Annotated in this window: 22 protein-coding genes; 13 read left to right on the top strand and 9 right to left on the bottom strand. The window is 66.6% G+C overall.

Annotation, left to right across the window (positions count from 1 at the left end):
• The first annotated feature begins 11 nt into the window (after positions 1-11).
• Positions 12-260, top strand: coding sequence for a UvrB/UvrC motif-containing protein (locus C8J45_RS18285; RefSeq protein WP_107964581.1), 249 nt, complete (start codon positions 12-14; stop codon positions 258-260).
• 169 nt (positions 261-429) lie between these two features.
• Here C8J45_RS18285 and C8J45_RS18280 read toward each other — a convergent pair whose 3' ends face one another.
• From C8J45_RS18280 to pdxH, 3 genes are read right to left on the bottom strand one after another with little or no spacing between them, the layout of a single operon-like run.
• Positions 430-1221: a PhzF family phenazine biosynthesis protein gene (locus C8J45_RS18280; protein ID WP_107964580.1), complete on the bottom strand. Its 792-nt coding sequence runs from the start codon at positions 1219-1221 to the stop codon at positions 430-432.
• Positions 1222-1233: 12 nt separating this feature from the next.
• On the bottom strand, positions 1234-2181 hold the full coding sequence (locus tag C8J45_RS18275) for a cation diffusion facilitator family transporter (RefSeq protein ID WP_107964579.1): 948 nt from the start codon (positions 2179-2181) through the stop codon (positions 1234-1236).
• The gene (pdxH, locus tag C8J45_RS18270; protein ID WP_107964578.1) at positions 2178-2756 is read right to left on the bottom strand and encodes a pyridoxamine 5'-phosphate oxidase; all 579 of its coding nucleotides are present in this window, start codon (positions 2754-2756) and stop codon (positions 2178-2180) included. Before pdxH ends, C8J45_RS18275 begins: the two co-directional genes overlap by 4 nt.
• A 112-nt stretch (positions 2757-2868) precedes the next feature.
• On the opposite strand from pdxH, the gene C8J45_RS18265 reads away from it, so the two are divergent.
• The 4 genes from C8J45_RS18265 (at position 2869) to C8J45_RS18250 (ending at position 10320) form a co-directional block, all read left to right on the top strand.
• On the top strand, positions 2869-3747 hold the full coding sequence (locus tag C8J45_RS18265) for a Ku protein (RefSeq protein ID WP_107964577.1): 879 nt from the start codon (positions 2869-2871) through the stop codon (positions 3745-3747).
• A gap of 192 nt (positions 3748-3939) precedes the next feature.
• The gene (ligD, locus tag C8J45_RS18260) at positions 3940-6450 is read left to right on the top strand and encodes a DNA ligase D (RefSeq protein WP_107964576.1); all 2511 of its coding nucleotides are present in this window, start codon (positions 3940-3942) and stop codon (positions 6448-6450) included.
• Positions 6451-6824: 374 nt separating this feature from the next.
• Positions 6825-9275 (top strand): circularly permuted type 2 ATP-grasp protein, encoded by a 2451-nt coding sequence (locus C8J45_RS18255; protein WP_107964590.1) that lies wholly within the window; start codon positions 6825-6827, stop codon positions 9273-9275.
• A 151-nt stretch (positions 9276-9426) separates the two neighbouring features.
• Complete coding sequence (locus C8J45_RS18250) at positions 9427-10320, top strand: transglutaminase family protein (RefSeq protein ID WP_107964575.1); 894 nt, start codon at positions 9427-9429, stop codon at positions 10318-10320.
• A 120-nt stretch (positions 10321-10440) separates the two neighbouring features.
• Here the strand turns inward: C8J45_RS18250 and C8J45_RS19370 are convergent, their stop codons facing one another.
• On the bottom strand, positions 10441-10581 hold the full coding sequence (locus C8J45_RS19370; protein WP_181321287.1) for a hypothetical protein: 141 nt from the start codon (positions 10579-10581) through the stop codon (positions 10441-10443).
• Positions 10582-10675: 94 nt separating this feature from the next.
• Between C8J45_RS19370 and C8J45_RS18245 the strand changes: the two genes are divergently transcribed.
• The 7 genes from C8J45_RS18245 (at position 10676) to C8J45_RS18215 (ending at position 15477) form a co-directional block, all read left to right on the top strand.
• On the top strand, positions 10676-11614 hold the full coding sequence (locus C8J45_RS18245; protein ID WP_107964574.1) for a DnaJ C-terminal domain-containing protein: 939 nt from the start codon (positions 10676-10678) through the stop codon (positions 11612-11614).
• Between the two features lie 82 nt (positions 11615-11696).
• A complete protein-coding gene (locus C8J45_RS18240) occupies positions 11697-12572 on the top strand; it encodes a YihY/virulence factor BrkB family protein (RefSeq protein WP_374956454.1) in 876 nt (291 codons plus the stop codon).
• Positions 12573-12583: 11 nt separating this feature from the next.
• Positions 12584-13387, top strand: a complete 804-nt coding sequence (gene fabI, locus C8J45_RS18235) for an enoyl-ACP reductase FabI (protein WP_107964572.1) — start codon at positions 12584-12586, stop codon at positions 13385-13387.
• 9 nt (positions 13388-13396) lie between these two features.
• Positions 13397-13657 (top strand): DUF4160 domain-containing protein, encoded by a 261-nt coding sequence (locus tag C8J45_RS18230; RefSeq protein ID WP_107964571.1) that lies wholly within the window; start codon positions 13397-13399, stop codon positions 13655-13657.
• Entirely contained in the window at positions 13626-13880 is a 255-nt protein-coding gene (locus C8J45_RS18225) for a DUF2442 domain-containing protein (protein ID WP_208622480.1), read from the top strand. Before C8J45_RS18230 ends, C8J45_RS18225 begins: the two co-directional genes overlap by 32 nt.
• Positions 13877-14944, top strand: a complete 1068-nt coding sequence (gene aroC / locus C8J45_RS18220; RefSeq protein ID WP_107964570.1) for a chorismate synthase — start codon at positions 13877-13879, stop codon at positions 14942-14944. The genes C8J45_RS18225 and aroC overlap by 4 nt, the downstream gene beginning before the upstream one ends.
• Before the next feature lie 56 nt (positions 14945-15000).
• Positions 15001-15477 carry a hypothetical protein gene (locus tag C8J45_RS18215; protein WP_107964569.1) on the top strand — a complete coding sequence of 159 codons (477 nt, stop codon included), beginning with the start codon at positions 15001-15003 and terminating at the stop codon, positions 15475-15477.
• Between the two features lie 63 nt (positions 15478-15540).
• On the opposite strand, the gene C8J45_RS18210 is transcribed toward C8J45_RS18215, so the two are convergent.
• The 5 genes from C8J45_RS18210 to C8J45_RS18190 all read right to left on the bottom strand — a co-directional run bounded on the left by C8J45_RS18210 (position 15541) and on the right by C8J45_RS18190 (position 21293).
• The gene (locus C8J45_RS18210) at positions 15541-16830 is read right to left on the bottom strand and encodes an adenylosuccinate synthase (protein WP_107964568.1); all 1290 of its coding nucleotides are present in this window, start codon (positions 16828-16830) and stop codon (positions 15541-15543) included.
• Between the two features lie 30 nt (positions 16831-16860).
• Entirely contained in the window at positions 16861-17961 is a 1101-nt protein-coding gene (locus tag C8J45_RS18205) for an ATP phosphoribosyltransferase regulatory subunit (RefSeq protein WP_107964567.1), read from the bottom strand.
• Positions 17958-18311 carry an endonuclease domain-containing protein gene (locus tag C8J45_RS18200; protein WP_258191533.1) on the bottom strand — a complete coding sequence of 118 codons (354 nt, stop codon included), beginning with the start codon at positions 18309-18311 and terminating at the stop codon, positions 17958-17960. The genes C8J45_RS18205 and C8J45_RS18200 overlap by 4 nt, the downstream gene beginning before the upstream one ends.
• A 123-nt stretch (positions 18312-18434) precedes the next feature.
• On the bottom strand, positions 18435-20012 hold the full coding sequence (serA, locus tag C8J45_RS18195) for a phosphoglycerate dehydrogenase (protein WP_056061130.1): 1578 nt from the start codon (positions 20010-20012) through the stop codon (positions 18435-18437).
• 126 nt (positions 20013-20138) lie between these two features.
• Positions 20139-21293: a phosphoserine transaminase gene (locus C8J45_RS18190; RefSeq protein ID WP_107964566.1), complete on the bottom strand. Its 1155-nt coding sequence runs from the start codon at positions 21291-21293 to the stop codon at positions 20139-20141.
• A gap of 258 nt (positions 21294-21551) precedes the next feature.
• Between C8J45_RS18190 and C8J45_RS18185 the strand changes: the two genes are divergently transcribed.
• Positions 21552-22205 carry an extensin family protein gene (locus C8J45_RS18185; RefSeq protein ID WP_107964588.1) on the top strand — a complete coding sequence of 218 codons (654 nt, stop codon included), beginning with the start codon at positions 21552-21554 and terminating at the stop codon, positions 22203-22205.
• Positions 22206-22303: the final 98 nt, after the last annotated feature.

The following is a 22303-nucleotide window of genomic DNA, read 5'->3' as shown; positions in this document are numbered from 1 at the left end:
GTTCAGGGCGGATGGATATCGAAGATCTACGCCGCCAGATGGAAGCCGCCGCCGCGTCGATGGATTTCGAGACCGCGGGAAAGTTGCGCGATCAGATCAGCGTGCTGCGCGGTGGTGGCGAGGTGGCGGACACGGCTGGGCTGACCCGCCAACAGCCCGGTGCGATGGGGCTTGGGACGAGCCAGCAGCGCATGACGCCGCCGCCGGGTTGGGTGAAACCGAAAAAGCCCGATCCGATGACCAAGGGGCGCAAGCGGTAGGGTCCCCCGTCAATTCTGAGGGCATTTCTCGGGAATAGCCACCACCCCGGCGAAGGCCGGGGCCCAGTTGGGAAACCAGAGTTGGTGGATGCTGCGCGTTGTTACTGCGACCTTACCGACTGGACCCCGGCCTTGGCCGGGGCGGTGGCTATTAAAGCGTGCCAAGGCATCAGGGCAGCAGGAACGTGCCTTCGATCGTCGTCACGCATGATCCGCCGAGCACCACGCGGTCGCGCTCAAGACGACACGTCAACTTCCCGCCACGCGCGCTCGCCTGATAGGCAGTGAAGCTGTTCCCCAAGGTCGGCGCCCAATACGGCACCATCACCGCATGCGCCGAACCCGTCACGGGATCCTCGTCGATCGCATAATAGGGCGTGAACACGCGGCTTACGATGTCGGTCGCCTCCCCCCGCGCCGCGACGATCGCAACGATCGGGAATGCCGCCAAAGCAGCGTAGTTTGGCTTCAGGTTACGCACCAGGGCCTCGTCGTCGACGATCACGAGCGCATAGCCCTTCTCGTGCCACAACGTCTCCACGGGCTCGGCAATGTTCAGCGCCGCGACGATCTCCGGGATCGCCTTTGGGCTCGGTCCCCAGGCAGGCAACTCCAGCGTGTACCCGCTGTCCGCCCGCGCGACCTCGAGCATTCCCGCCTGCCGCGTCCGGAACCGCACCCGGTCGAGCGCGGTGTCCGATGACAGCACGAAATGCCCGCTCGCCAGCGTCGCGTGCCCGCACAGCGCAACCTCCGCCCCCGGCGTGAACCAGCGCAGGTCGAAATCGACACCCTCGTCATCCGACGCAACGATGAACGCGGTCTCGCTCAGGTTGTTCTCCTGCGCGATGTCCAGCAGCACGGCGTCGTCGAGCCAGACCGACAGCGGCATCACCGCCGCCTGGTTGCCGCCGAACGGGGTGTCGGAGAACGCATCGATCTGCGCGAACGGTATTCTCATGAAGTTCGCCCCTTAAACCCGCTTGCCAAACCAATGCGGCGTCACGTCCGCCTCGACCAGCGGATTGTCGGTGTCGACATGCCCCTCCGGATCGAGATGGATCAGCACCTCGACCTTGGGGAATGCGGTGCGCAAATTGCGCTCGACCGCCTCGACGATGTCGTGCGCGTTCGCCACGGTCAGGTCGCGCGCGACCTCCATGTGGAACTGCGCGAAGTCGTGGCTGCCAGATCGACGCGTGCGGAAATCGTGGATGCCGCGGATGCCGGGCTGGCGCGCGGCGACGTCGAGGAATTGCGCGCGGAAATCCTCGGGCCATTCCTTGTCCATCAGCTGGTCGATCGCGTTCGACGACGCCTGGAACGCGCCCCAGGCGAGCCACAACGCGATGACGATCCCGAAGATCGGATCCGCGCCGCTCCACCCGACATATTGATCGAGCACGAGCGCGACGATCACCGAGCCGTTGAGCAGCACGTCGGACTGGTAATGGACATTGTCCGCGAGGATCGCGACCGAGCCGGTCTGGCGGATGATGCGACGCTGATAGGATAGCAGGACCACGGTCGCGGCGATCGCGATCACCGACACGCCGATGCCGAAATCGGCCCCGGTGGTCGGCTGCGGATCGCCGAACGCGAGGATCGCGCGCCACGCGATGCCGACCGCCGACGCTGTGATCAGCATGACCTGGAACAGCGCCGCGAGCGCCTCCGCCTTGCCGTGGCCGAAGCGGTGGTCGTGATCCGCCGGCGTCGCCGCCAGCCGCACGCCGTACAGCGTGACCAATGACGCGAGCAGGTCGAGCGCGGTATCGGCGAGCGAGCCGAGCATCGCCACCGAGCCCGTCGACCATGCCGCAAAGCCCTTCAGCAGCAGCAGGAAACACGCCATCGCAACGCTGGCGAGCGCCGCGCGGGTTGCGAGAGGTATGACCCTGCGCCGTTCGTCCTGCGTCATGGGAACAACAGCCCTTCGCTCCAGTTGCCGCCCTCGCGCGTGAACAGCCGGCGTTCGTGAAGGCGATGCGCGCGGTCCTGCCACAGTTCGATGCGGTCGGGCGCGATCCGGTAGCCACCCCAATGCGGCGGGCGCGGCACGTCGCCGCCCTCGAACCGCGCCCGCATTTCGGCGAAACGATGTTCGAACGTCTCGCGCGAATCCAGCGGGCGCGACTGGTCCGACGCCCAGGCGCCAAGCTGTGAATCACGACCGCGCGATGCGAAATAGGCGTCCGATTCGGCGTCGCTGACCAGGCTCACGCTGCCCTCGATCCGGACCTGGCGGCGCAGCGATTTCCAGTGGAAGAGCAGCGCGGCATAGGTGTTCACCGCGAGGTCGCCTGCCTTGCGGCTTTCGCGATTGGTGTAGATCACGAAACCATCGGGACCGTGACCCTTGAGCAGCACCATGCGCACCGAAGGCCGACCCTCCGCATCCGCGGTGGCGAGTGCTACCGCGTTGGAGTCGTTGATTTCTGTTTTGCGCGCCTCGGCGTACCAGGCGTCGAACAGCGCGATCGGATCTTCGGACATGGCTGCGCCATAGCGAAACTTCGGCCCGAGCGAAACCGCGTCAGGGAACGACTCGGCCCTGCCGACGATTGATGGATAATCGAATCGTTTCCGCAACGAAGGAACACGCAAGGTGGCAGCGCGCGCGTATTGGCAGGGGCAGATCCGGCTGGCCCTCGTCTCGATCCCGGTCGAGATCTATTCCGCGACGAAATCCGGCGCGGCGGTGTCGTTCAAGCAGATCCACGAGCCGTCGGGCCAGCCGATCCATTACGACAAGGTCGTCACCGGCGTTGGCCCAGTCGATGCCGACGAGATCATGAAGGGGTATGAGGTCTCAAAGGGCGAATACGTGCTGCTGGAGCAGGACGAGATCGACGCGGTGAAGCTCGAGTCGAAGAAGACGCTGGAGCTGACCCAGTTCGTCGACGCGAGCGAGATCGACGTGCTCTATTACGAGAAGCCGTATTTCGTGGTGCCCGCGGACGATCTCGCGGAGGAGGCGTTCATCGTTTTACGCGAGGCGTTGAAGCGAACGAAGAAGGTCGGGCTCGGTCAGCTTGCGATGCGCGGGCGCGAATATGTGGTGAGCCTGAAACCGTGCGGGCGCGGGATGGTGCTGGAGACACTTCGCTACGCCGACGAGGTGCACAAGGCGCAGGGGTATTTCCGCGAGATCCCCGACGACAAACCTTCCGAGGAACTGCTCGAACTGGCCGAGGCGCTGATCGAGAAGCGCAGCGCCGACTTCCACCCGCAGGAGTTCCACGATCGCTATGTCGACGCGCTGAAGGACCTGATCGAACGCAAGCGCAAGGCGAACGGGAAGAAGATCATCGAGGACAAGGACACGGGGGCGAAGACGGGGTCGAACGTGGTCGATCTGATGGCGGCGTTGAAGAAGTCGATGGAGAAGAGCGGAGGTGCGGAGAAGGCGCCGGCGAAGAAGGCCCCTGCCAAGCGGGCGCCGGCAAAGACGGTGGCGAAAACACCCGCGAAGAAACGTGCGTAACGCTTCTCCTTGTTTCCCCGCGAAGGCGGGGACCCAGACTGGGCTCCCCCCTTCGCGGGAGAACAAACTTGTTGAGGTTGCCACCCCCTGCCCCGTCATCCCAGCGAAAGCTGGGATCTCCCTATCGCAGACCGTGCCCCTGCCGCGCGAGGTCCCGGCTTTCGCCGGGATGACGAAGACGGGACGCTATTGATGGCCACGCCTCCGGATCCCCTCGCGCTCTACAATGCCAAGCGGAACTTCACCAAGACCGCCGAACCCGCGGGTACGCTGGCCCCCGGCAACGGCAACAGCTTCATGGTCCAGAAGCACGACGCCACCCGCCTCCACTGGGACTTCCGCCTCGAAATCGACGGCGTCCTGAAAAGCTGGGCGGTCACCCGCGGCCCCAGCCTCGACCCCAACGAGAAGCGCCTCGCCGTCCGCACCGAAGACCACCCGCTAAGCTACGCCACGTTCGAAGGCACGATTCCCGCGGGCGAATATGGCGGCGGCACGGTGATGCTGTGGGACCGCGGCACCTGGTCGCCGATCAAGGGCAAGTCGGCGAAGGACCTCGACAAGGGCCACCTCCACTTCGTCCTCGATGGCGAACGGATGAAGGGCGAATGGCTGCTCATCCGCCTGAAGCCGCGCGCGAACGAAAAGCGCGAGAACTGGCTGCTCCGGAAGATCGACGACGCCGCGGCCGGCGGCACCGACACGCTGGTCGAAGAAGCGCTCACCAGCGTCGCGACCGGCCGAACGATGGTAGAGATCGAAGAGGATAAAAAGCCGGCACGCTCCCCCCGCCCGTCATCCCAGCGAAAGCTGGGATCTCAAGCGGCGAAAACGGAACAGGAGCCGCGAGAGACCCCAGCTTCCGCTGGGGCGACGAAGGGGGCGGGGCGAGCGGGAAGTACGCTGCCCGAATTTCAGAACCTGCAACTCTGCACCCTCGTCGACGCCGTCCCGACAGGCTCCGCCTGGCTGCACGAGGTAAAATACGACGGCTACCGCGCGCTAATTTCCGTCGCCAACGGCAAGGCGAAGGTCTTCACCCGCACCGGCCTCGACTGGACCGACAAGTTCGCCGCGATCGCCGACGCCGTCGCGAAACTCCCGGTGCAATCCGCGTTGATCGACGGCGAGATCGTCGCATTCAAGGACGGCCACCCCGATTTCTCGACCTTGAAGGACGCCATCTCCGCCGGCGGCGACATGACGCTCTTCGCCTTCGACCTGGTCGCACTCGACGGCGAAGACCTCACCGGCCTGTCCAACCTCGACCGCAAGGCGCGTCTCCAACCCCTGATCCCCCAGGACGAGGACCGCCTCCGCTACTCCGACCACGTCATCGGCGCGGGCGAGCAATTGTTCGAGACGATGTGCCGCGAGGGCCTGGAAGGCATCGTTTCGAAACGCGCCGACGCTCCTTATGCGGGCAAGCGGACCAAGGCGTGGCTCAAGGTCAAATGTACGCACCGCCAGGAGTTCGTGATCGTCGGCTGGCTCCCATCCGACAAGAAACGCGGGTTCAAATCGCTGCTGCTCGGCGTGCACGAGGGTAAAGGCTATCGGTACGCGGGGAAGGTCGGCACCGGGTTCGACCAGGCGTTGATGGACGAGATCCGCGACAAGCTCGACGCACTCGATCGCAAGACGCCGACGGTCGAGGCGCCCAAGGCGGCGGTCCGTGGCGCGAAATGGGTGACGCCGAAGCTGGTCGCGGAGGTCGCGTTCGCCGAAGTCACGCCCGACGGCGTGCTCCGCCATTCGAGCTTCATCGGCCTGCGCGAGGACAAGGCAGCGAAGGATGTCGTCGCCGAAACGCCCGCCCCGCTGCCGGACGCCGCCCCCGAAACAAGCATCAAGGTCAGCAGCCGCGACCGCGTCGTCTTCGACAAGTCGGACGTCACGAAGGGCGATCTCGCGGACTATTACGTCGCGGTCTCGGGGATCATGCTGCCGGTCGCGGGCAATCGCCCGATCAGCCTCGTCCGTTGTCCACAGGGCCGGTCGCGCGCGTGCTTCTTCCAGAAACACGACGCGGGGAGCTTTGGCGACGCTGTCCACAAAGTGCCGATCCGCGAGAAGAACGGCTCGACCGAGGACTATCTGTTTGTCGACGACGCGGACGGACTGGTCGCGTGCGTGCAGATGGGGACGATCGAGTTCCACGGCTGGGGATCGTCGAACGCAGCTTTGGAGAAGCCCGACCGACTGATATTCGATCTCGATCCCGACGAAGGCCTCGACTTCGGCGACACGAAGAAGGCGGCCGAGCATCTCAAGAACCAGCTCGCCGAACTGGGGCTGGTCAGCTTCCCGATGCTGTCTGGAGGCAAGGGCGTGCACGTAGTGGTGCCGCTGACTCCGGAGGCGGAATGGCCGGCGGTGAAGGACTTTGCGGATCGCTTCGCGCGGGCAATGGCGGGCGCCGATCCCGACCGCTTCGTCGCGACGATGGCCAAGGCGAAGCGGAAGGGCCGGATCTTTATCGACTGGCTGCGCAACCAGCGCGGGGCGACCGCGGTGATGCCGTATTCGGCGCGGGCTCGGGCTGGGGCGCCGGTGGCGGCGCCGGTGTCGTGGACCGAGTTGCGGGATATCGAAACGGCCGCGCGGTGGGGTGTGCGGGATGGGGCCGAGTTGATCGCGCGGGCTGGATCGCGGGCTTTGGAAGGCTGGGGTGTAGCGGATCAGGTGCTGCCGGATTTGTGAGCCTGCCCCCCCAAAAACCATGACCACCCCGGCGAAGGCCGGGGCCCAGTTGGGGAACGTTGCTAACGAAGGGCAACGCTCCGTTACGACCACCTTTCCAACGGGGCCCCTGCCTTCGCCGGGGTGGCGGCATTAGTGGGAGCTATACCTTACTGCTGTTCCCTCGCGAACGCGGGGGTCCAGGGTAGCTCCACGCAGCGCTTACGATTCTTGAGGCCCCGCGTTCGCGAGGGAACAGGAGTAACGCGCGGCCTTGGCGACAATTTATGTTGCACCGCCGCGTCGAAAGGTGAAACACCGCCGCCTGTATTCGGGGGCTTGAGGCATTGAACACGGCGGACACGGCGACGCACACCGCGCCCCTTTTCGACGCGATGATCCATGCCGAGCGCTGGATTGCCGACTATTGCGCGCGCACCACCGGCGCCGACGTGCTGTGCCCCGCTGAAGACGGTAGCGCCGATCCCGCCTGGGCAGCGATGTTCGCCGAGCTCGCGATGGTCGCCTCGGACGACCTCGGCCACATCCGCGAACGCGTCCAGCGGCATGCAGTCGACATCGGTACCGGCTTCCGGATCGCCGACGAACCCGACGAGCGCCCCTGGCCCGTCTCGCCCGTCCCGCTGCTGATCGAGGCCGGCGAATGGGCTGGGATCGAGCGCGGCGTGATCCAGCGCGCGACGCTGATGGAGACGGTGATCGCCGACCTCTACGGCGAGGGAAAGCTGGTCGCCGACGGCCACATCCCCGCCGCGCTCGTCACCGGGAGCCCCTTCTTCCTGCGACCGATGGTCGGGCTCGACCCGCCCGGCGGCCGGCACCTCGATTTCATCGCGATCGATCTCGGCCGCGGGCCGACCGGCGAGTGGCGCGTGCTCGCCGATCACCTCCGCGCACCCGCCGGCGCTGGGTACGCGCTGGAGAACCGGATCGCGGTCAGCCGTACGCTCGGCGGGTTGCAGGATCGGGTCAACGTCCAGCGGCACGCGCCGTTCTTCGCCGCGTTCCGCGCCGGAATCGCGGCGATGTGCAAGCGGACCGACCCGCGGATCGGGCTGCTCACCCCCGGCCGGTTCAACCCGAGCTATCCCGAGCAGGCGCATCTCGCGCGCTATCTCGGGCTGCTGCTGGTCGAGGGCGCCGATCTCGCCGCGCTCGAGGACAAGGTCTATGTCCGCACCATTGGCGGCCTCAAGCGGATCGACGCTCTGTGGCGGCGGCTCGACCCGCGGCTGCTCGATCCGCTGGCGTTCGATACGCATTCGCAGATCGGCGTGCCCGGGCTGATCGACGCCTACGCGGCCGGCAACGTCGTGCTGTCGAACGCGCCGGGCTCGGCCGTGCTGGAGGCACCGGCGTTTTCGGCGTTCCTGCCGCAGCTGGCGAAATCGCTGCTAGGGAAAGACCTTCTGCTCCCCAACATCGCCACGTGGTGGTGTGGGCAGGACGGCGCGCGCGCGCACGTCGAGGCGAATTTCGACCGCCTGCTGATCGGTCCGGCGTTCCACTCGCGTCCGCTAGGCATGACCGGCGGCCCGATCGCTGGCGCCGACATCGCCGGCGAAGACAGGACGCGTCTGCTCGCCGACATGGCGAATCGGCCGCAGGATTATGTCGGGCAGGAACTGGTCCAGCTCTCGACCATGCCGGTCGTGGTCGGCGATGCGCTGGTCCCCCGCCCCTTCACCCTGCGCGTCTTCGCGGCGCGTAACGGCGACGGCGAATGGACCGTCCTCCCCGGCGGATTTGCGCGGATAGGCGAGCATCCCGACGCGCGAGCGGCGGTGATGGGCGAAGGCATCTGGTCCGCCGACGTCTGCATCTATGGCGCCGAGCCGGTCGCGCCCGTGTCGTTGCTGACCGCCGCGGACTCGCTTCAGGTGCGGCGCAATCCGGGGACGTTGCCGAGCCGGGTGGCGGACAATTTCTACTGGCTCGGGCGGTATCTGGAGCGCGGCGAGGCTCTGCTCGGCGCGATCCGGGTGATGCTCGGCAATTCGATCGACGTCGACGGGGGTGCCGTCCTGTCGCCGACCACGGTCGGCAAGCTGGTCGGGCTGATCGTCGGGGCGGGCAGCGCGCCGCATCCGCCGTCGCGGCGCCGCGCCGACCTGACCGCGCTCGCCCGGACCGCGATGGAGGACGAACGCTGGCAATCGATCCTGACGCTCAACCGCCACGCGCGTGAGATCGGCGAAGGCTCGCGTGATCGGCTGTCGGCGGACATGGTGCGGCTGCTTGAGGCGCCCTTCCCGACGCATCGCGGGATGCTGGAGCGAGCCGGGTCGCTGCAACGGCGCTACGCTGCAATCGCGGGGCTGTCAGCCGAGCATATGGGGCGGACGGCGGCGTGGCGCTTTCACGATCTCGGGCGGCGGATCGAGCGGGCGATGGCGATGGCGCGGGCGATCCGGTTGTTCGGGATGCCGGGCGCGTCGCCGGATGACCTGTCGGTGCTGCTCGACCTTGCCGATAGCCAGATCAGTTATCGGCAGCGCTATCCGACCGGGATTGCGCGGGTGCCGGTGATGGACCTGGTGGCGCTCGATCCGGGCAATCCTCGCTCGTTGGCGTTCTCGGCGGAGCGGATCGCGGCGCGGTTGGCGGAGTTGCCGGTGCTGAGCGACGACGAGATGGCGGAGCCGCAACAAGCGCAGGCGACCGGGTTGCTGGCGATCGTGATGACCGCGACCGCCGCGGAGCTGGATGCCGAGACGCTGGGGGATATCGAGCGGCGTCTCGGGGCGGTGTCTGATGCGCTGGCGCGGCGGTATTTCCTGCAGGGTGCCGAGCCGTTGCGGACTAGCGGGCTGACGTTGGCGTGAGGGGCGTGACCGTGCAAATCCTCCCCGGTACGGGGAGGGGGACCATGCAGCGCATGGTGGAGGGGGCTCTCCACCAGCGCACCGTTCGTGGGGCCCCCCCTCCACCACCAGCAAGCTGGCGGTCCCCCTCCCCGTGCCGGGGAGGATTTTCATGATCTACGATATCCGCCACGTTACGACGTTCGATTACGGCGCGAGCGTCAAGTTTGCGCGGTGCAATCTGCGGTTGAAGCCGATCGACTGGCCGGGTCAGCGGCTGGATTCGTATGCGCTGTCGGTGCATCCGGCCGGGCGTACGAGCGCGGCGCGGGCGGAGGCGGGGCTGGCCAACGTGACGCGATTGGTCGTCGACAGCCCGGTTCGCCACCTGACGATCGAGAGTCGGTCGCGGATGACGGTGGACCGGCTCGTGCCTGTGCCCGATGCGAGCGATCCGACGCTAGGCGAAATCGCTGCGATGGCGCGGGCGAGCACCGATCTGTCCGCGGCTAGCCCCGCGAATTACATCTATCCCTCGCCGCTGATCCCGCTCGACCAGGCGATCGCCGACTATTGTGCGATCGATCTCGCCCCTTCGCGCGGCGCGCTGGAGGCCGGGATCGCGCTCGCGCGGCGGATCCAGGTGGAGTTCGAATTCGATGCCGACGCGACGCTGGTCGATACGCCGCCGCATGAGGCGTTCCTCCAGCGCAAGGGCGTGTGCCAGGATTTCGCGCAGATCATGATCACCGGCCTGCGCGCGGCTGGCCTGCCCGCCGCGTATGCGTCTGGGTATATCCGGACGATCCCGCCTGAGGGTCAACCTCGGCTGGTCGGGGCAGATGCGACGCATGCGTGGGTGCTGTTGTGGTGCGGGCCGGTGCGCGGCTGGGTCGGGGTCGATCCGACCAACGGGATCTGGATGGCAAGCGATCACATCGTGATGGCGGTCGGGCGGGATTACGCCGAGATCGCGCCGGTGGACGGGGTGGTGCTCGGGTCGGGCGCGCAGAACATGGATGTCAGTGTCGATGTCGCGCCTTTGGATGAGACACAACCCGCCTGACCAACTCCGTCACCCCGGACCTGTTCCGGGGTCCACTGCTCCGCACACTCCGCTCCTTTGATTTTGCGGAGCCGTGAATGCCGGAACGAGCCCGGCATGACGGAGGTTTGGGGGAAAGCGTTACTTCTCGTCGTGCGGGTTCGGATACGAGCCGCCGCCACTCTCGCCGCCCTTGTCCTTGGCCGGCGCGTTGTTGACGCCATCCTTCTCCTTCGCGCCGTCGTCGTTCTTGGGCACGCCCTGCATCGGTTGTTTGGTCATGATCGTTCCTCTCGTGCAACCAAACACCCCGCGCGCAATTGCGTTGCGCGGGCGCTCGCCCCACATAGACGCGCAAGTTAGAATGGGGACGTAAGTGGCCGATCCGTACAAGACTCTGGGTGTAGCGCGCGACGCGACCGAAGCCGACATCAAGAAGGCGTACCGCAAGCTCGCAAAGGAGCTTCATCCCGATCGCAACAAGGACAACCCGAAGGCGTCGGAGCGGTTCAGCACGGTCACCAACGCGTACGACCTGCTGAACGACAAGGACAAGCGCGCGCGGTTCGATCGCGGCGAGATCGACGGCGACGGCAATCCGGCGTCGCCGTTCGGGTTTGGCGGCGGTGGCGGCGGACGTCCCCAGCCCGGCGGCGGCTTCCGCAGCGAAGGCTATGAAAGCGGCGCCGGCGGGGCCGACATGAGCGATATTTTCGAAGGGCTGTTCGGTGGCGCGCAGCGTGGCGGCGGCGGTGGGTTCTCCGGCGGCTTCGGTCGGCGCCCGCAGCCCAAAGGCGAGAATGCCGCGTATCGCCTGCAGGTCCCGTTCGTCGAGGCGGCGACGCTGGAGCCGCAGCGCGTGACGCTCGCAGACGGCAAGACGCTCGATCTCAAGCTCCCCGCCGGGGTCGAGACCGGCACGCAGATGAAGCTGGCCGGCAAGGGCGAGCAGGGTCCGGGCGGCGCGGGCGATGCGATCCTGACGATCGAGGTCCAGCCGCACAAGTTCTTCACGCGCGACGGCGACGACGTCCGCCTCGACCTGCCGATCACGCTGGCCGAGGCGGTGCTGGGTGGCTCGGTCAAGGCGCCGACGGTCGACAAACCGGTGATGCTGACGATTCCCAAAGGCACGACCTCGGGCAAGACGCTGCGCCTCAAGGGCAAGGGTTTCCACAAGAAGGGCGGCACGCGGGGCGACCAGTTGGTCACCCTCATGATCGACATTCCGGCGAGCGATGCGGCGCTGACCGCGTTCATCGAAAGCTGGGATGGACGTGAAGCGGGGAACCCTCGAGGGGCCATGGGCGTCTGAACCCGTTGTGAATGACAATACCCTAACGCCCGAAGCGCGCGCGCACGATCATGGTGCGACGCGCGCCCGTCTCACTCGTGGCATGGCGAAGGTCAGGCCAGGCAGTTACGCGTTCGAGGTTTTCAAACGCGCGGCCGTCGGCGTCTTCAACGATGGCTTCATCCACGCGGGGAACCTCGCCTATCTCGCGTTGATGACGGTGTTTCCGTTCTTCATCGTCGCCGCCGCGATCCTGTCGATCTTCGGGCAGAGCGTCGAGACGGTGCGCGCGGTCGAGTCGTTCCTCAACGTCCTGCCGCCCAATGTCGGCGACCTGTTGCGCAAACCGATCGCCGACGTGCTCGCCGCGCGGACCGGGTCGCTGTTGTGGCTCGGTGCGCTCGTCGGGCTTTGGACGGTCGGCAGCTTCGTGGAGACGATCCGCGACATCTTCCACCGCGCCTACGGGATCAAGGCGACCGCACCGTTCTGGAAATCGCGGCTCGGATCGTCCGCGGTGATCATCCTGTCGGTGGTGATCGCGCTGCTGTCGTTCCTGGTCCAGGGTATCCTGACCGCGGCCGAGCAGTTCATCTACCGCCTCGTGCCCTTCGCGCAGGACGCCGCCGGCTGGGTGGGCCTGTCGCGGCTGATTCCCGGCCTGCTGATGTTCGGCGCACTCTACTTGCTGTTCTATTCGGTGACGCCGTCGCGCTATCGCTATTCGAAGTGCCGCAAATGGCCGGGTGCACTGTTCACCACCGCCTGGTGGGTCAGCGCGACCGCGTTGCTGCCGGTGATCCTGTCGCGGCTCGGCGGCTACGACCTCACCTATGGCAGCCTGGCGGGTGTCGTCATCATGCTGTTGTTTTTCTATGTCATCGGGCTCGGGCTCGTATTCGGCGCGCATCTCAACGCGGCACTGGCGGAACCACCCGAAACAACGCTAGAGCAGCCTGCTACGGATATGCAGGTATAGGCGGGGACGGCGTGAACGGTTTGATGGCGGGCAAGCGTGGGCTGATCATGGGCTTGGCGAACGACAAGTCGCTGGCCTGGGGGATCGCCAAGAAGCTGTCCGAGGCGGGTGCGGAACTCGCGTTCAGCTACCAGGGCGAGACGATGGAGAAGCGCGTCCGTCCGCTCGCCGAGCAATTGGGCGTGGCGCGACTGTTCGATTGCGACGTGTCGGACATGGGTGCGCTCGATGCGACCTTCGACAAGCTGGCCGAGGAGTGGCCGACGATCGACTTCGTCGTCCACGCGATCGGTTTTTCGGACAAGAACGAGCTGCGCGGCCGTTTCGTCGACACCAGCCTCGACAATTTCCTGATGACGATGAACATCTCGGTGTATTCGTTCGTCGCGGTGGCGCAGCGCGCGGCCAAGATGATGACCGAGGGCGGCGCGATGCTGACGCTCAGCTATTACGGCGCGGAGAAGGTCATTCCGCATTACAACGTGATGGGCGTGGCGAAGGCGGCGCTGGAGACGAGCGTGCAGTATCTCGCGGTCGATCTGGGTCGCGATAACATCCGCGTGAATGCGATCTCGGCGGGCCCGATCAAGACGCTGGCAGCAAGCGGCATCGGCGATTTCCGCCTGATCCTGAAGTGGAACGAGCTGAACTCGCCGCTGAAGCGCAACGTGACGATCGACGACGTCGGCGGCGCGGGGCTGTATCTGCTGAGCGACCTGGCTTCGGGCGTGACCGGCGAGACGCACCACGTCGACGCGGGTTACAACGTGATCGGCATGAAAGCCGAAGACGCCCCCGATATCGCGCTGGCATAGAGTTCAGCGATGCCCGTGATCTTCTCCGATCGCGGGTTTCGCTTCCATTTCTACTCCAGCGAAGGCGATCCGCGCGAGCCTATGCACGTTCATGTCGCAAAGCGCGGTGAGGGTGATGCGAAGTTTTGGCTTTATCCCGAAGTGGCGATGGCCGATAACCGTGGACTGGATGCAAGCACCCTGCGATGGCTCACCGAGCAGATTGGTCTTCGCAGGCCAGAGATCGTGAGCGCATGGCATGAGCATTTCGGTACGCCCGACGAGCGTTGAATTCGATGAGGACCAGATGTGGGTCCGGCTCGACGATGGCCGCACGCTGGGTGTTCCGCTCGCCTGGTATCCACGATTGCTGCACGGCTCGCCCGCCGATCGGGGCAAAGTCTGGATCAGTCCGAGCGGGTTGCACTGGGACGAGCTCGACGAGGACATCTCGGTCCAGGGCCTGATCGCCGGCCGCGGCGACATGACGCGCACGAACCGCAACGCCGCATGAGCTTCAATACATTTGGACGGCTGTTCCGCTTCACTACCTGGGGCGAGTCGCATGGGCCTGCGCTGGGGGCGATCGTCGACGGGTGCCCTCCTGGCATTCCGCTGACCGAAGCGGACATCCAGCCCTGGCTCGACAAGCGCCGCCCCGGCACCTCGCGCTTCACGACGCAGCGGCGGGAGCCGGATACGGTCCGCATCCTCTCGGGCGTGTTCGAGGGGTGCACCACAGGGACGCCGATCAGCCTGATGATCGAGAATGTCGACCAGCGCTCGAAGGATTATTCGGACGTCGCCAAGGCCTATCGCCCCGGCCACGCCGACTATGCCTATGACGCGAAATACGGGTTTCGCGATTTCCGTGGCGGCGGGCGGTCGTCGGCGCGCGAGACGGCAGCGCGCGTTGCCGCCGGTGCGGTCGCGCGGCTCGTCGTGCCGCAGGTCCGTGTCCGCGCCTGGGTCGAGGCGATCGGTGGCGATGCGATCGATCCGGCAAACTTCAACGATGCGCAGATCGACCAGAACCCGTTCTTCTGCCCCGACGCGGAGGCCGCGCTCCGTTGGGAGGCGCTCGTCGATGCCGCCCGGAAATCCGGCTCGTCGCTCGGGGCGGTGATCGCGTGCGAGGCGACCGGCGTGCCCGCCGGCTGGGGCGCGCCGCTCTATGCCAAGCTCGATTCCGAACTCGCCTCCGCCTGCATGAGCATCAACGCAGTGAAGGGCATCGAGATCGGCGACGGGTTCGCGGCCGCTGCGCTGTCGGGCGAGGCCAACGCCGACCCGATGCGGCCGGGCGTCGATGGCCCGGAGTTCCTCGCCAACCATGCTGGCGGCATTGCCGGCGGGATCGCGACCGGCCAGCCGATTCGGCTCCGCATCGCCTTCAAGCCGACCAGCTCGATCCTCACCCCGGTCGAAACGATCAGCCCGACCGGCGAGGCCGCGACGATCGCCACCAAGGGCCGTCACGACCCCTGCGTGGGTATCCGCGGAGTCCCCGTGGTCGAGGCGATGGTGGCGCTCGTGCTGGCCGACCAGGCGCTCCTGCATCGGGGCCAGTGCGGCTGACGACGGAACATAAGCAGGACTGAAACGCTTGCTCTTCAATAACATAGGAGAGCGAAATGCGTATTCTGACTTCGATCGCAGCGGCAGCGTTGATCATTCCCGGCGTGGCAATGGCACAGACGGGCACCGGCGGCTCTATGGGCGGCACCACGGGTGGCACGATGAGCGGCGGCACCATGGGCGGTTCGACCGCAGGCAGCACGACCGGCGGAATGTCGACCGGTACGATGGATCAGGCGAGCCCCTCGACCAGCACCCGTTCGACGACCACGACTCGCACGCAGCGCGGTACCAAGGCGCGTAGCCGTACGCGCGGCACGGCATCGGGCACCATGGGCGCCACCGGCACGACCGGCACGACCGGCACGACCGGCGGTACGATGTCGGGCACGACTGGCAACACTACGGGTACCATGGGCGGCACCACCGGCACGATGGGTGGCACGACCGGGACCACGGGCACGATGGGTGGCACGACCACCGGTACTATGGGTTCGACCACGGGAGGGACGACCGGTACTTCGCCGCGCTGATCCGACCTTAATGAAGTAACTAAGAAGCCGGGCGCGCGATCGCCCGGCTTTTTCGTGTCCCGCTCAGTCCGAGAACGGATCGCGGACGAGGATCGTGTCGGCACGCTGCGGGCTGGTCGACACCAAAGTTACCGGGCAGCGGATCAGCTCCTCGATCCGGCGAATATACTTGATCGCCTGCGCCGGAAGGTCGGCCCAGCTGCGTGCACCCGCAGTCGTTTCCTGCCACCCTTCCATAGTCTCGTAGATCGGCTGGACCAGCGCCTGGTCCGCCGCATGCGCCGGAAAATAATCGAGCGTCTCTCCCCGCAGCTTGTAGCCGGTGCAGATCGACACGGTCTCGAACCCATCGAGCACATCGATCTTGGTCAGCGCGATCCCGGTGATGCCACCGACCGCCGCCGCCTGGCGCACCAACACCGCGTCGAACCAGCCGCAGCGACGCTTCCGCCCCGTGACGGTGCCGAATTCATGGCCGCGTACGCCGAGACGCTCGCCGGTCTCGTTCTCGAGCTCGGTCGGGAAGGGCCCGGAGCCGACGCGCGTCGTGTAAGCTTTGGCGATACCAAGCACGAAGCCGACCGCGGACGGCCCGAGACCGGAGCCACCAGCCGCAGCGCCTGCGATGGTGTTGGAAGAAGTGACGAACGGATACGTCCCGTGATCGACGTCGAGCAGCACGCCCTGTGCGCCCTCGAACAGGATCCGCTTGCCGGCCGAGCGCGCGGCGTTGAGATCGCGCCAGACGGGCTTGGCGAACGGCAGCACGAAGCCGGCGATCTCGCGCAGCTCCGCGATCAGGCGGGCGCGGTCGATCGGCGGCTCGCCGAAGCCTGCGCGGAGTGCGTCGTGGTGGGCGGTAAGGCGATCGAGCTGCGGCCCGAGATCGTCGAGATGCGCGAGATCGCAGACGCGGATCGCACGGCGACCGACCTTGTCCTCATACGCAGGGCCGATGCCACGGCGGGTCGTACCGATCTTGCCTGCACCGCTGGCGTCTTCGCGCAGGCCATCGAGATCGCGGTGGAACGGCAGGATCAGCGCGCAGGTGTCGGCGATCCGCAGCGTCTCCGGGGTCGCGACGACGCCCTGCGCGCCAAGCCGGGCGATCTCGTCCTTCAACGCCCAAGGATCGAGCACCACGCCGTTGCCGATGAACGACGGCGTGCCGCGGACGATGCCCGACGGCAGCAGCGACAATTTGTACACGTTGTCGCCGACGACCAGTGTGTGGCCGGCGTTGTGGCCGCCCTGGAACCGCACGACCATGTCGGCACGCTCGGCGAGCCAGTCGACGATCTTGCCCTTGCCTTCGTCGCCCCATTGCGCGCCGATGACTGCTACGTTGGCCAAACTCTATCTCCTGAGGATTACGCGCAGCGCCTACAGCGCGCGGGGCTCGCCCGCCACCCATAGATGCGTGCAGACTTGTGCTTCGGGGGTGTCGCCGGCGTCGAGTGCGGCGACCGTGACCCAGCCTTGCGCGCGCATTGTTGCGCCTTCGCTGGCCGGGGTGCCGAACGGGAGGAAGAGGCGGCGGCGGTCGACGGTGGCAACGCTCTCGACCAGGGCATCGGCGTAGAGCGAGAAACCGGTAGCGGCTTCCTCGGCGCCGTTCTCGTGGACGACGGTGTAGGTGCCGCCGCGGCCGACTTCGCGTGGCGAGCCATCGGCGAAGAGCGAGAAGCCGAGCCAGGTCTGGTATTCGAAGCCATGCCGCTCGGTCGGGTCGAGTGTCAGCGCGACGCGGCCGTCGAGTGCTTCGGCGATGCGCGCGAGACCATCGAGGCGGGAGGCGAGTGCACCGGTGGTGTCGAAAGCACGGAGGCGGTCCATGGCTTGTGCAAACGGGCCGGCGGCTTCGATCAGCGGGAGGTAGGCCGGGGAGAGTGCGGCCACGGCACCGGCGTCCTTGGCGTCGAGGCGATCGCGCAGGGTGGCGATCTGCTCAGGTGCGACGGGTAGCGGGCCAGCCGCGAGCGTCGGTACTAGGTCGGGCAGCGTGAAGTCAATCGACGCGCTGGTGACATCGGCGGCCGAGATCATGTCGACCGCGACCGCGACGAGTTCCTGCGCGGCGGCGACCGAGTCGAGGCCGATCAACTCACACCCGATCTGCCGGGTCTCGCGGGCGGGCGCGAGTTGCGATGCGCGGAGTTTCAGCACCGAACCGGCGTAGCTGAGGCGGACCGGACGCGGATGGTGGCCCATCCGCGTGGCAGCGATCCGCGCGACCTGTGCGGTGATGTCGGGGCGTATCGCAAGGGTGCGCTGCGACACCGGATCGACGAAGCGCACCGCGTCGTGAAGGCCACCCGCTTTGAGGCGCATCTCGAGCCCATCGGCGAATTCGGCGAGCGGCGGATCGACGCGCTCATAGCCGTGGAGGCGGGCGGCTTCGAGTACGCGGGCTTCCAGTGCCGCTGCCGAATCGGCGAACGGGGGGAGGCGATCTCGGAAACCTTCGGGGAGGAGTGCGGTCACTGTGCAGACTCCGCTGTGAGGGCTGCCGATATGACCTGCCAGACCCCGTCCATCCCGGACATGATGTCGGCGTTGCTGAACCGTATCACGCGATATCCCTGTCTTTGGAGCCAATCCGTTCGGCTTGCGTCGCGCGCTTGGTCACTATGCGTATCGCCGTCAACCTCGATGACGAGTTTCGCGTCTCTTGCGCAGTAGTCGGCGATGTAGGGGCCGATGACGAACTGGCGGGTGAATTTGGTGTTAGCGATCTGACGGTCGCGGAGGTGGCGCCAGAGTTTCGCCTCTGCCGGGGTAGGCTCGCGCCGCATCCGCTTCGCGCGATCGAGAAGTAGGTTGTCGACCTTCACTGCTCCCTCTCCCCTCCGGGAAGAAGGCCGGGGTGAGGGGCGCCGCGAGCGGTGCCCGTCCCAACTGCCCCTCACCCAACCCTCTCCCCGGAGGGGAGAGGGCTTTAGAAGAGCGTAGCAAAGCTAGAAGTTGAGGCCCATTGCGGTCTTTACGCCTGGCAGCGCGCGGACCTTGGTGAGCAGGTCGGGCGTCACGGCTTCGTCGACCGACAGGAGAAGCACCGCCTCGCCGCCAGCCGAACGCCGCCCGAGATGGAACGTCCCGATATTCACCCCAGCCTCGCCAAGCGCCGTCCCAAGACGACCGATGAACCCAGGCGCATCCTCGTTGACGACGTACAGCATCGGCCCCGCCAGATCGGCTTCGATCTTGATCCCGAGCAGCTCGACCAACCGCGGCGCCGAATCGCCAAACAACGTACCCGCCACCGAACGCTCGCCATCCTCGGTCTTCACCGCGACGCGCAGCAGCGTGTGGTAGTCCGCCTCGCGCTCGGTGCGGACCTCGCGCACCTCAAGACCACGCTCGCGCGCCAGCACGGGAGCGTTGACCATGTTGACGGTCGCGGTCTGCGTCTGGAGATAGCCGGCAAGCACCGCGCTCACGATCGGCTTCGCGTTCAGGTCGGCTGCCGCGCCCTCGGTATGCACCGAAATCCGCGACACCGCGCCCGTCGTCAGCTGACCGACCAGCGACCCCAGCTTCTCCGCGAGCGCCATGTATGGCTTCAGCTTGGGCGCCTCCTCCGCCGACAGCGACGGCATGTTGAGCGCATTCGTAACGCCGCCCGACATCAGGAAATCGGCCATCTGCTCGGCGACCTGGATCGCGACGTTGACCTGCGCCTCGGTCGTCGACGCGCCGAGATGCGGCGTGCTGACGAAGTTCGGCGTGTTGAACAGAGGCGATGCCTTGGCAGGCTCCTCAACGAACACGTCGAGCGCGGCGCCGCCGACCTGCCCCGAATCAAGCGCCGCCTTCAGCGCGACCTCGTCGATCAGGCCACCACGCGCGCAGTTGATGATCCGCACGCCCTTCTTGGTCTTGGCGAGCGCCTCGGCCGATAGGATGTTGCGCGTCTGGTCGGTCAGCGGCGTGTGCAGCGTGATGAAGTCGGCGCGCGCGAGCAGTTCGTCGAGCGTGACCTTCTCGACGCCGATCTCGATCGCGCGCTCGGGCGTCAGGAACGGATCGAACGCGACGACCTTCATCTTCAGGCCGCGCGCGCGGTCGGCGACGATCGAGCCGATATTGCCCGCACCGATCAGGCCGAGCGTCTTCGACGTCAGCTCGACGCCCATGAAGCGGTTCTTCTCCCACTTGCCAGCCTGCGTGGAAGCGTCGGCCTCGGGGAGCTGGCGGGCGAGCGCGAACATCAGCGCGATCGCGTGCTCGGCGGTGGTGATCGAGTTGCCGAACGGCGTGTTCATCACGACCACGCCCTTCGCCGAGGCGGCGGGGATATCGACGTTGTCGACGCCGATCCCGGCGCGGCCGACGACCTTCAGGTTGGTCGCGTGCTCGAGGATTTCCTTGGTGACCTTGGTCGAGCTGCGGATCGCGAGGCCGTCATACTCGCCGATGATCGCGATCAGTTCGGCGGGCGTCTTGCCGGTGATCTCGTCGACCTCGACGCCGCGCTCGCGGAAGATCTGCGCCGCACGGGGATCCATTTTGTCGGAGATAAGAACTTTTGGCATGGGATTTCTTTCTTCTCCCTCCCCCCTCCGGGGAGAGGGTCGGGGTGAGGGGTGGTACGGGGAGGTGGCGTGCGTGGCAGCCCCTCACCCCAGCCCTCTCCCCGGAGGGGAGAGGGAGCGAGAATATCAAGCGGCCTTGGCGGTCGCGTAGGCCCAGTCGAGCCATGGGCCGAGCGCTTCGATATCGGCGGTGTCGACGGTCGCACCGCACCAGATCCGCAAGCCCGGAGGCGCGTCGCGGTAACCCGCCACGTCATACGCCGCGCCAGCCTTTTCGAGTGCCGCCGCCATCGCCTTGATCAGCGCCTCGTCCGCACCCTCGACCGTCAGGCAAACGCTGGTCTTCGACCGCGTCGCCGGAACGACCGCCAGATGCCCGAGCCAATCGCGCTCCGCGACGATCTGGTCCAAAGCCGCAGCATTCGCATCCGACCGCTTGATCAGCCCATCTTCGCCAAGCGACTTCGCCCATTCGAGGCTGAAGATCGCATCCTCGACCGCCAGCATCGCCGGCGTGTTGATCGTCTCGCCTTTGAACACGCCCTCGGTGAGCTTGCCCTTCGAGACGAGGCGGAACACCTTCGGCAGCGGCCATGCGGGGGTGTAGGTCTCCAGCCGCTCGACCGCGCGCGGCCCGAGGATCAGCACGCCGTGTGCGCCCTCGCCGCCGAGCACCTTCTGCCATGAGAAGGTAGCGACATCGATCTTCGTCCAGTCGATATCGTAGGCGAACACGCCGGAGGTCGCATCGGCGAACGAGAGCCCCTCGCGGTCGTCCGGGATCCAGTCCGCGTTCGGCACGCGCACACCGCTGGTGGTGCCGTTCCAGGTGAACAGCACGTCGTTCGACCAGTCGACCGCGTCGAGGTCAGGGAGCTGGCCGTAATCGGCGCGCACCACCGTGGGGTCGATCTTGAGCTGCTTCACGGCATCCGTGACCCAGCCCTCGCCAAAGCTTTCCCAAGCGAGCGCGGTGACGGGCTTCGCGCCCAGCATCGTCCACATCGCCATCTCGTACGCGCCGGTGTCGGAACCGGGGACGATGCCGATGCGGTGCGTGTCGGGGAGCTTCAACAGCTCGCGCATCAGGTCGATGCTGTACTGGAGGCGGGTCTTGCCGATCTTCGAGCGATGCGAGCGACCGAGCGAATCGGTGGCAAGCTTGTCCGCGGACCAACCCGGAGGTTTCGCGCAGGGACCGGAGCTGAAAAAGGGACGTGCCGGCTTCGTAGCGGGCAGCGCAGGCGCATTTGTAGCGGGTGCGTAGGTCGTATCAGTCATGTATCTCTCCTCACAGAGAGCACGCGCGGCGTTGGGACCGCGTGGCCCGTCGCCGGCCCTAACGGCGTTCGCGGGGGTGTCAACCGCGTTCGACTGCAAGCGCGCGGCGGCAAGACTCGCCCTACCGTGCGCCAAACTCGCTCCGTCACCCCGGGCTTGTTCCGGGGCCTACGGTGCCGCACGGCCTTAGGCATGGGGGACAAGATCGCACGTGGATGCCGGAACAAAGCTCTCCTGAGCGTGGCCGAAGGGCCCGGCATGACGAATTGGGTTGTACTGATCGCCTTTGCCCTCACGCTTGCCGCGTGCGGACGTGCCGATCGCCCCACAGCACCAACCAAGACCCGCCCCAATCTCTCCGTCCCGAGCAATCGCGAGACGGCGCAGTGTCTCGCCGACCTGCGCCAACTCCACGTCTCGTTCCAGGTGCTGCCCGACCGCGAGACCGGCCCCGGTTGCGGGCTGAGCGGCACCGTGAAGCTGGTCGATATCGGCGTGCCCGTGGCCAATCTTACCGCGGTCCGCTGCGGCGCGGCGCGCGCGTTCATCGGCTGGACGCGCAACGCGGTGGCGCCCGCCGCGTACCAGATGCTCGGCAGCGAACTCGCGCGGGTCGACAGCATGGGGAGCTATGCGTGCCGCAACATCGTCGGCTCGGCACGAAATACCAGCCGCCGCTCGGGCCACGCGATCGCCAACGCGATCGATGTCGGCGGGTTCGTGCTCAAGGACGGGCGGCGGATCACGGTGCTGAACGACTGGAACTCGCCCGATCCGCAGGTCCGCCAGTTCCTCCAGACGATCCGCGCGTCGGCGTGCAAGCGGTTCGGTACGGTGCTCAGCCCCGACTACAACGCCGCGCACCGCAACCACCTCCACCTCGAAGACGACCGCGCCAATTTCTGCCGCTAGCGCACCGCTTGTCTTATGAAGGTGGCGGTCTTTCTGGCAAGAAAGGCCGTCGCCGACGAGCCGCAAACTCGTCGGCGACGGGAAGGGACGGATCGCAA

The sequence above is a fragment of the Sphingomonas sp. PP-CE-3G-477 genome (assembly GCF_003050745.1).
Lineage (GTDB): Bacteria > Pseudomonadota > Alphaproteobacteria > Sphingomonadales > Sphingomonadaceae > Sphingomonas.
This window is presented reverse-complemented; position numbering and strand designations above follow the sequence as displayed.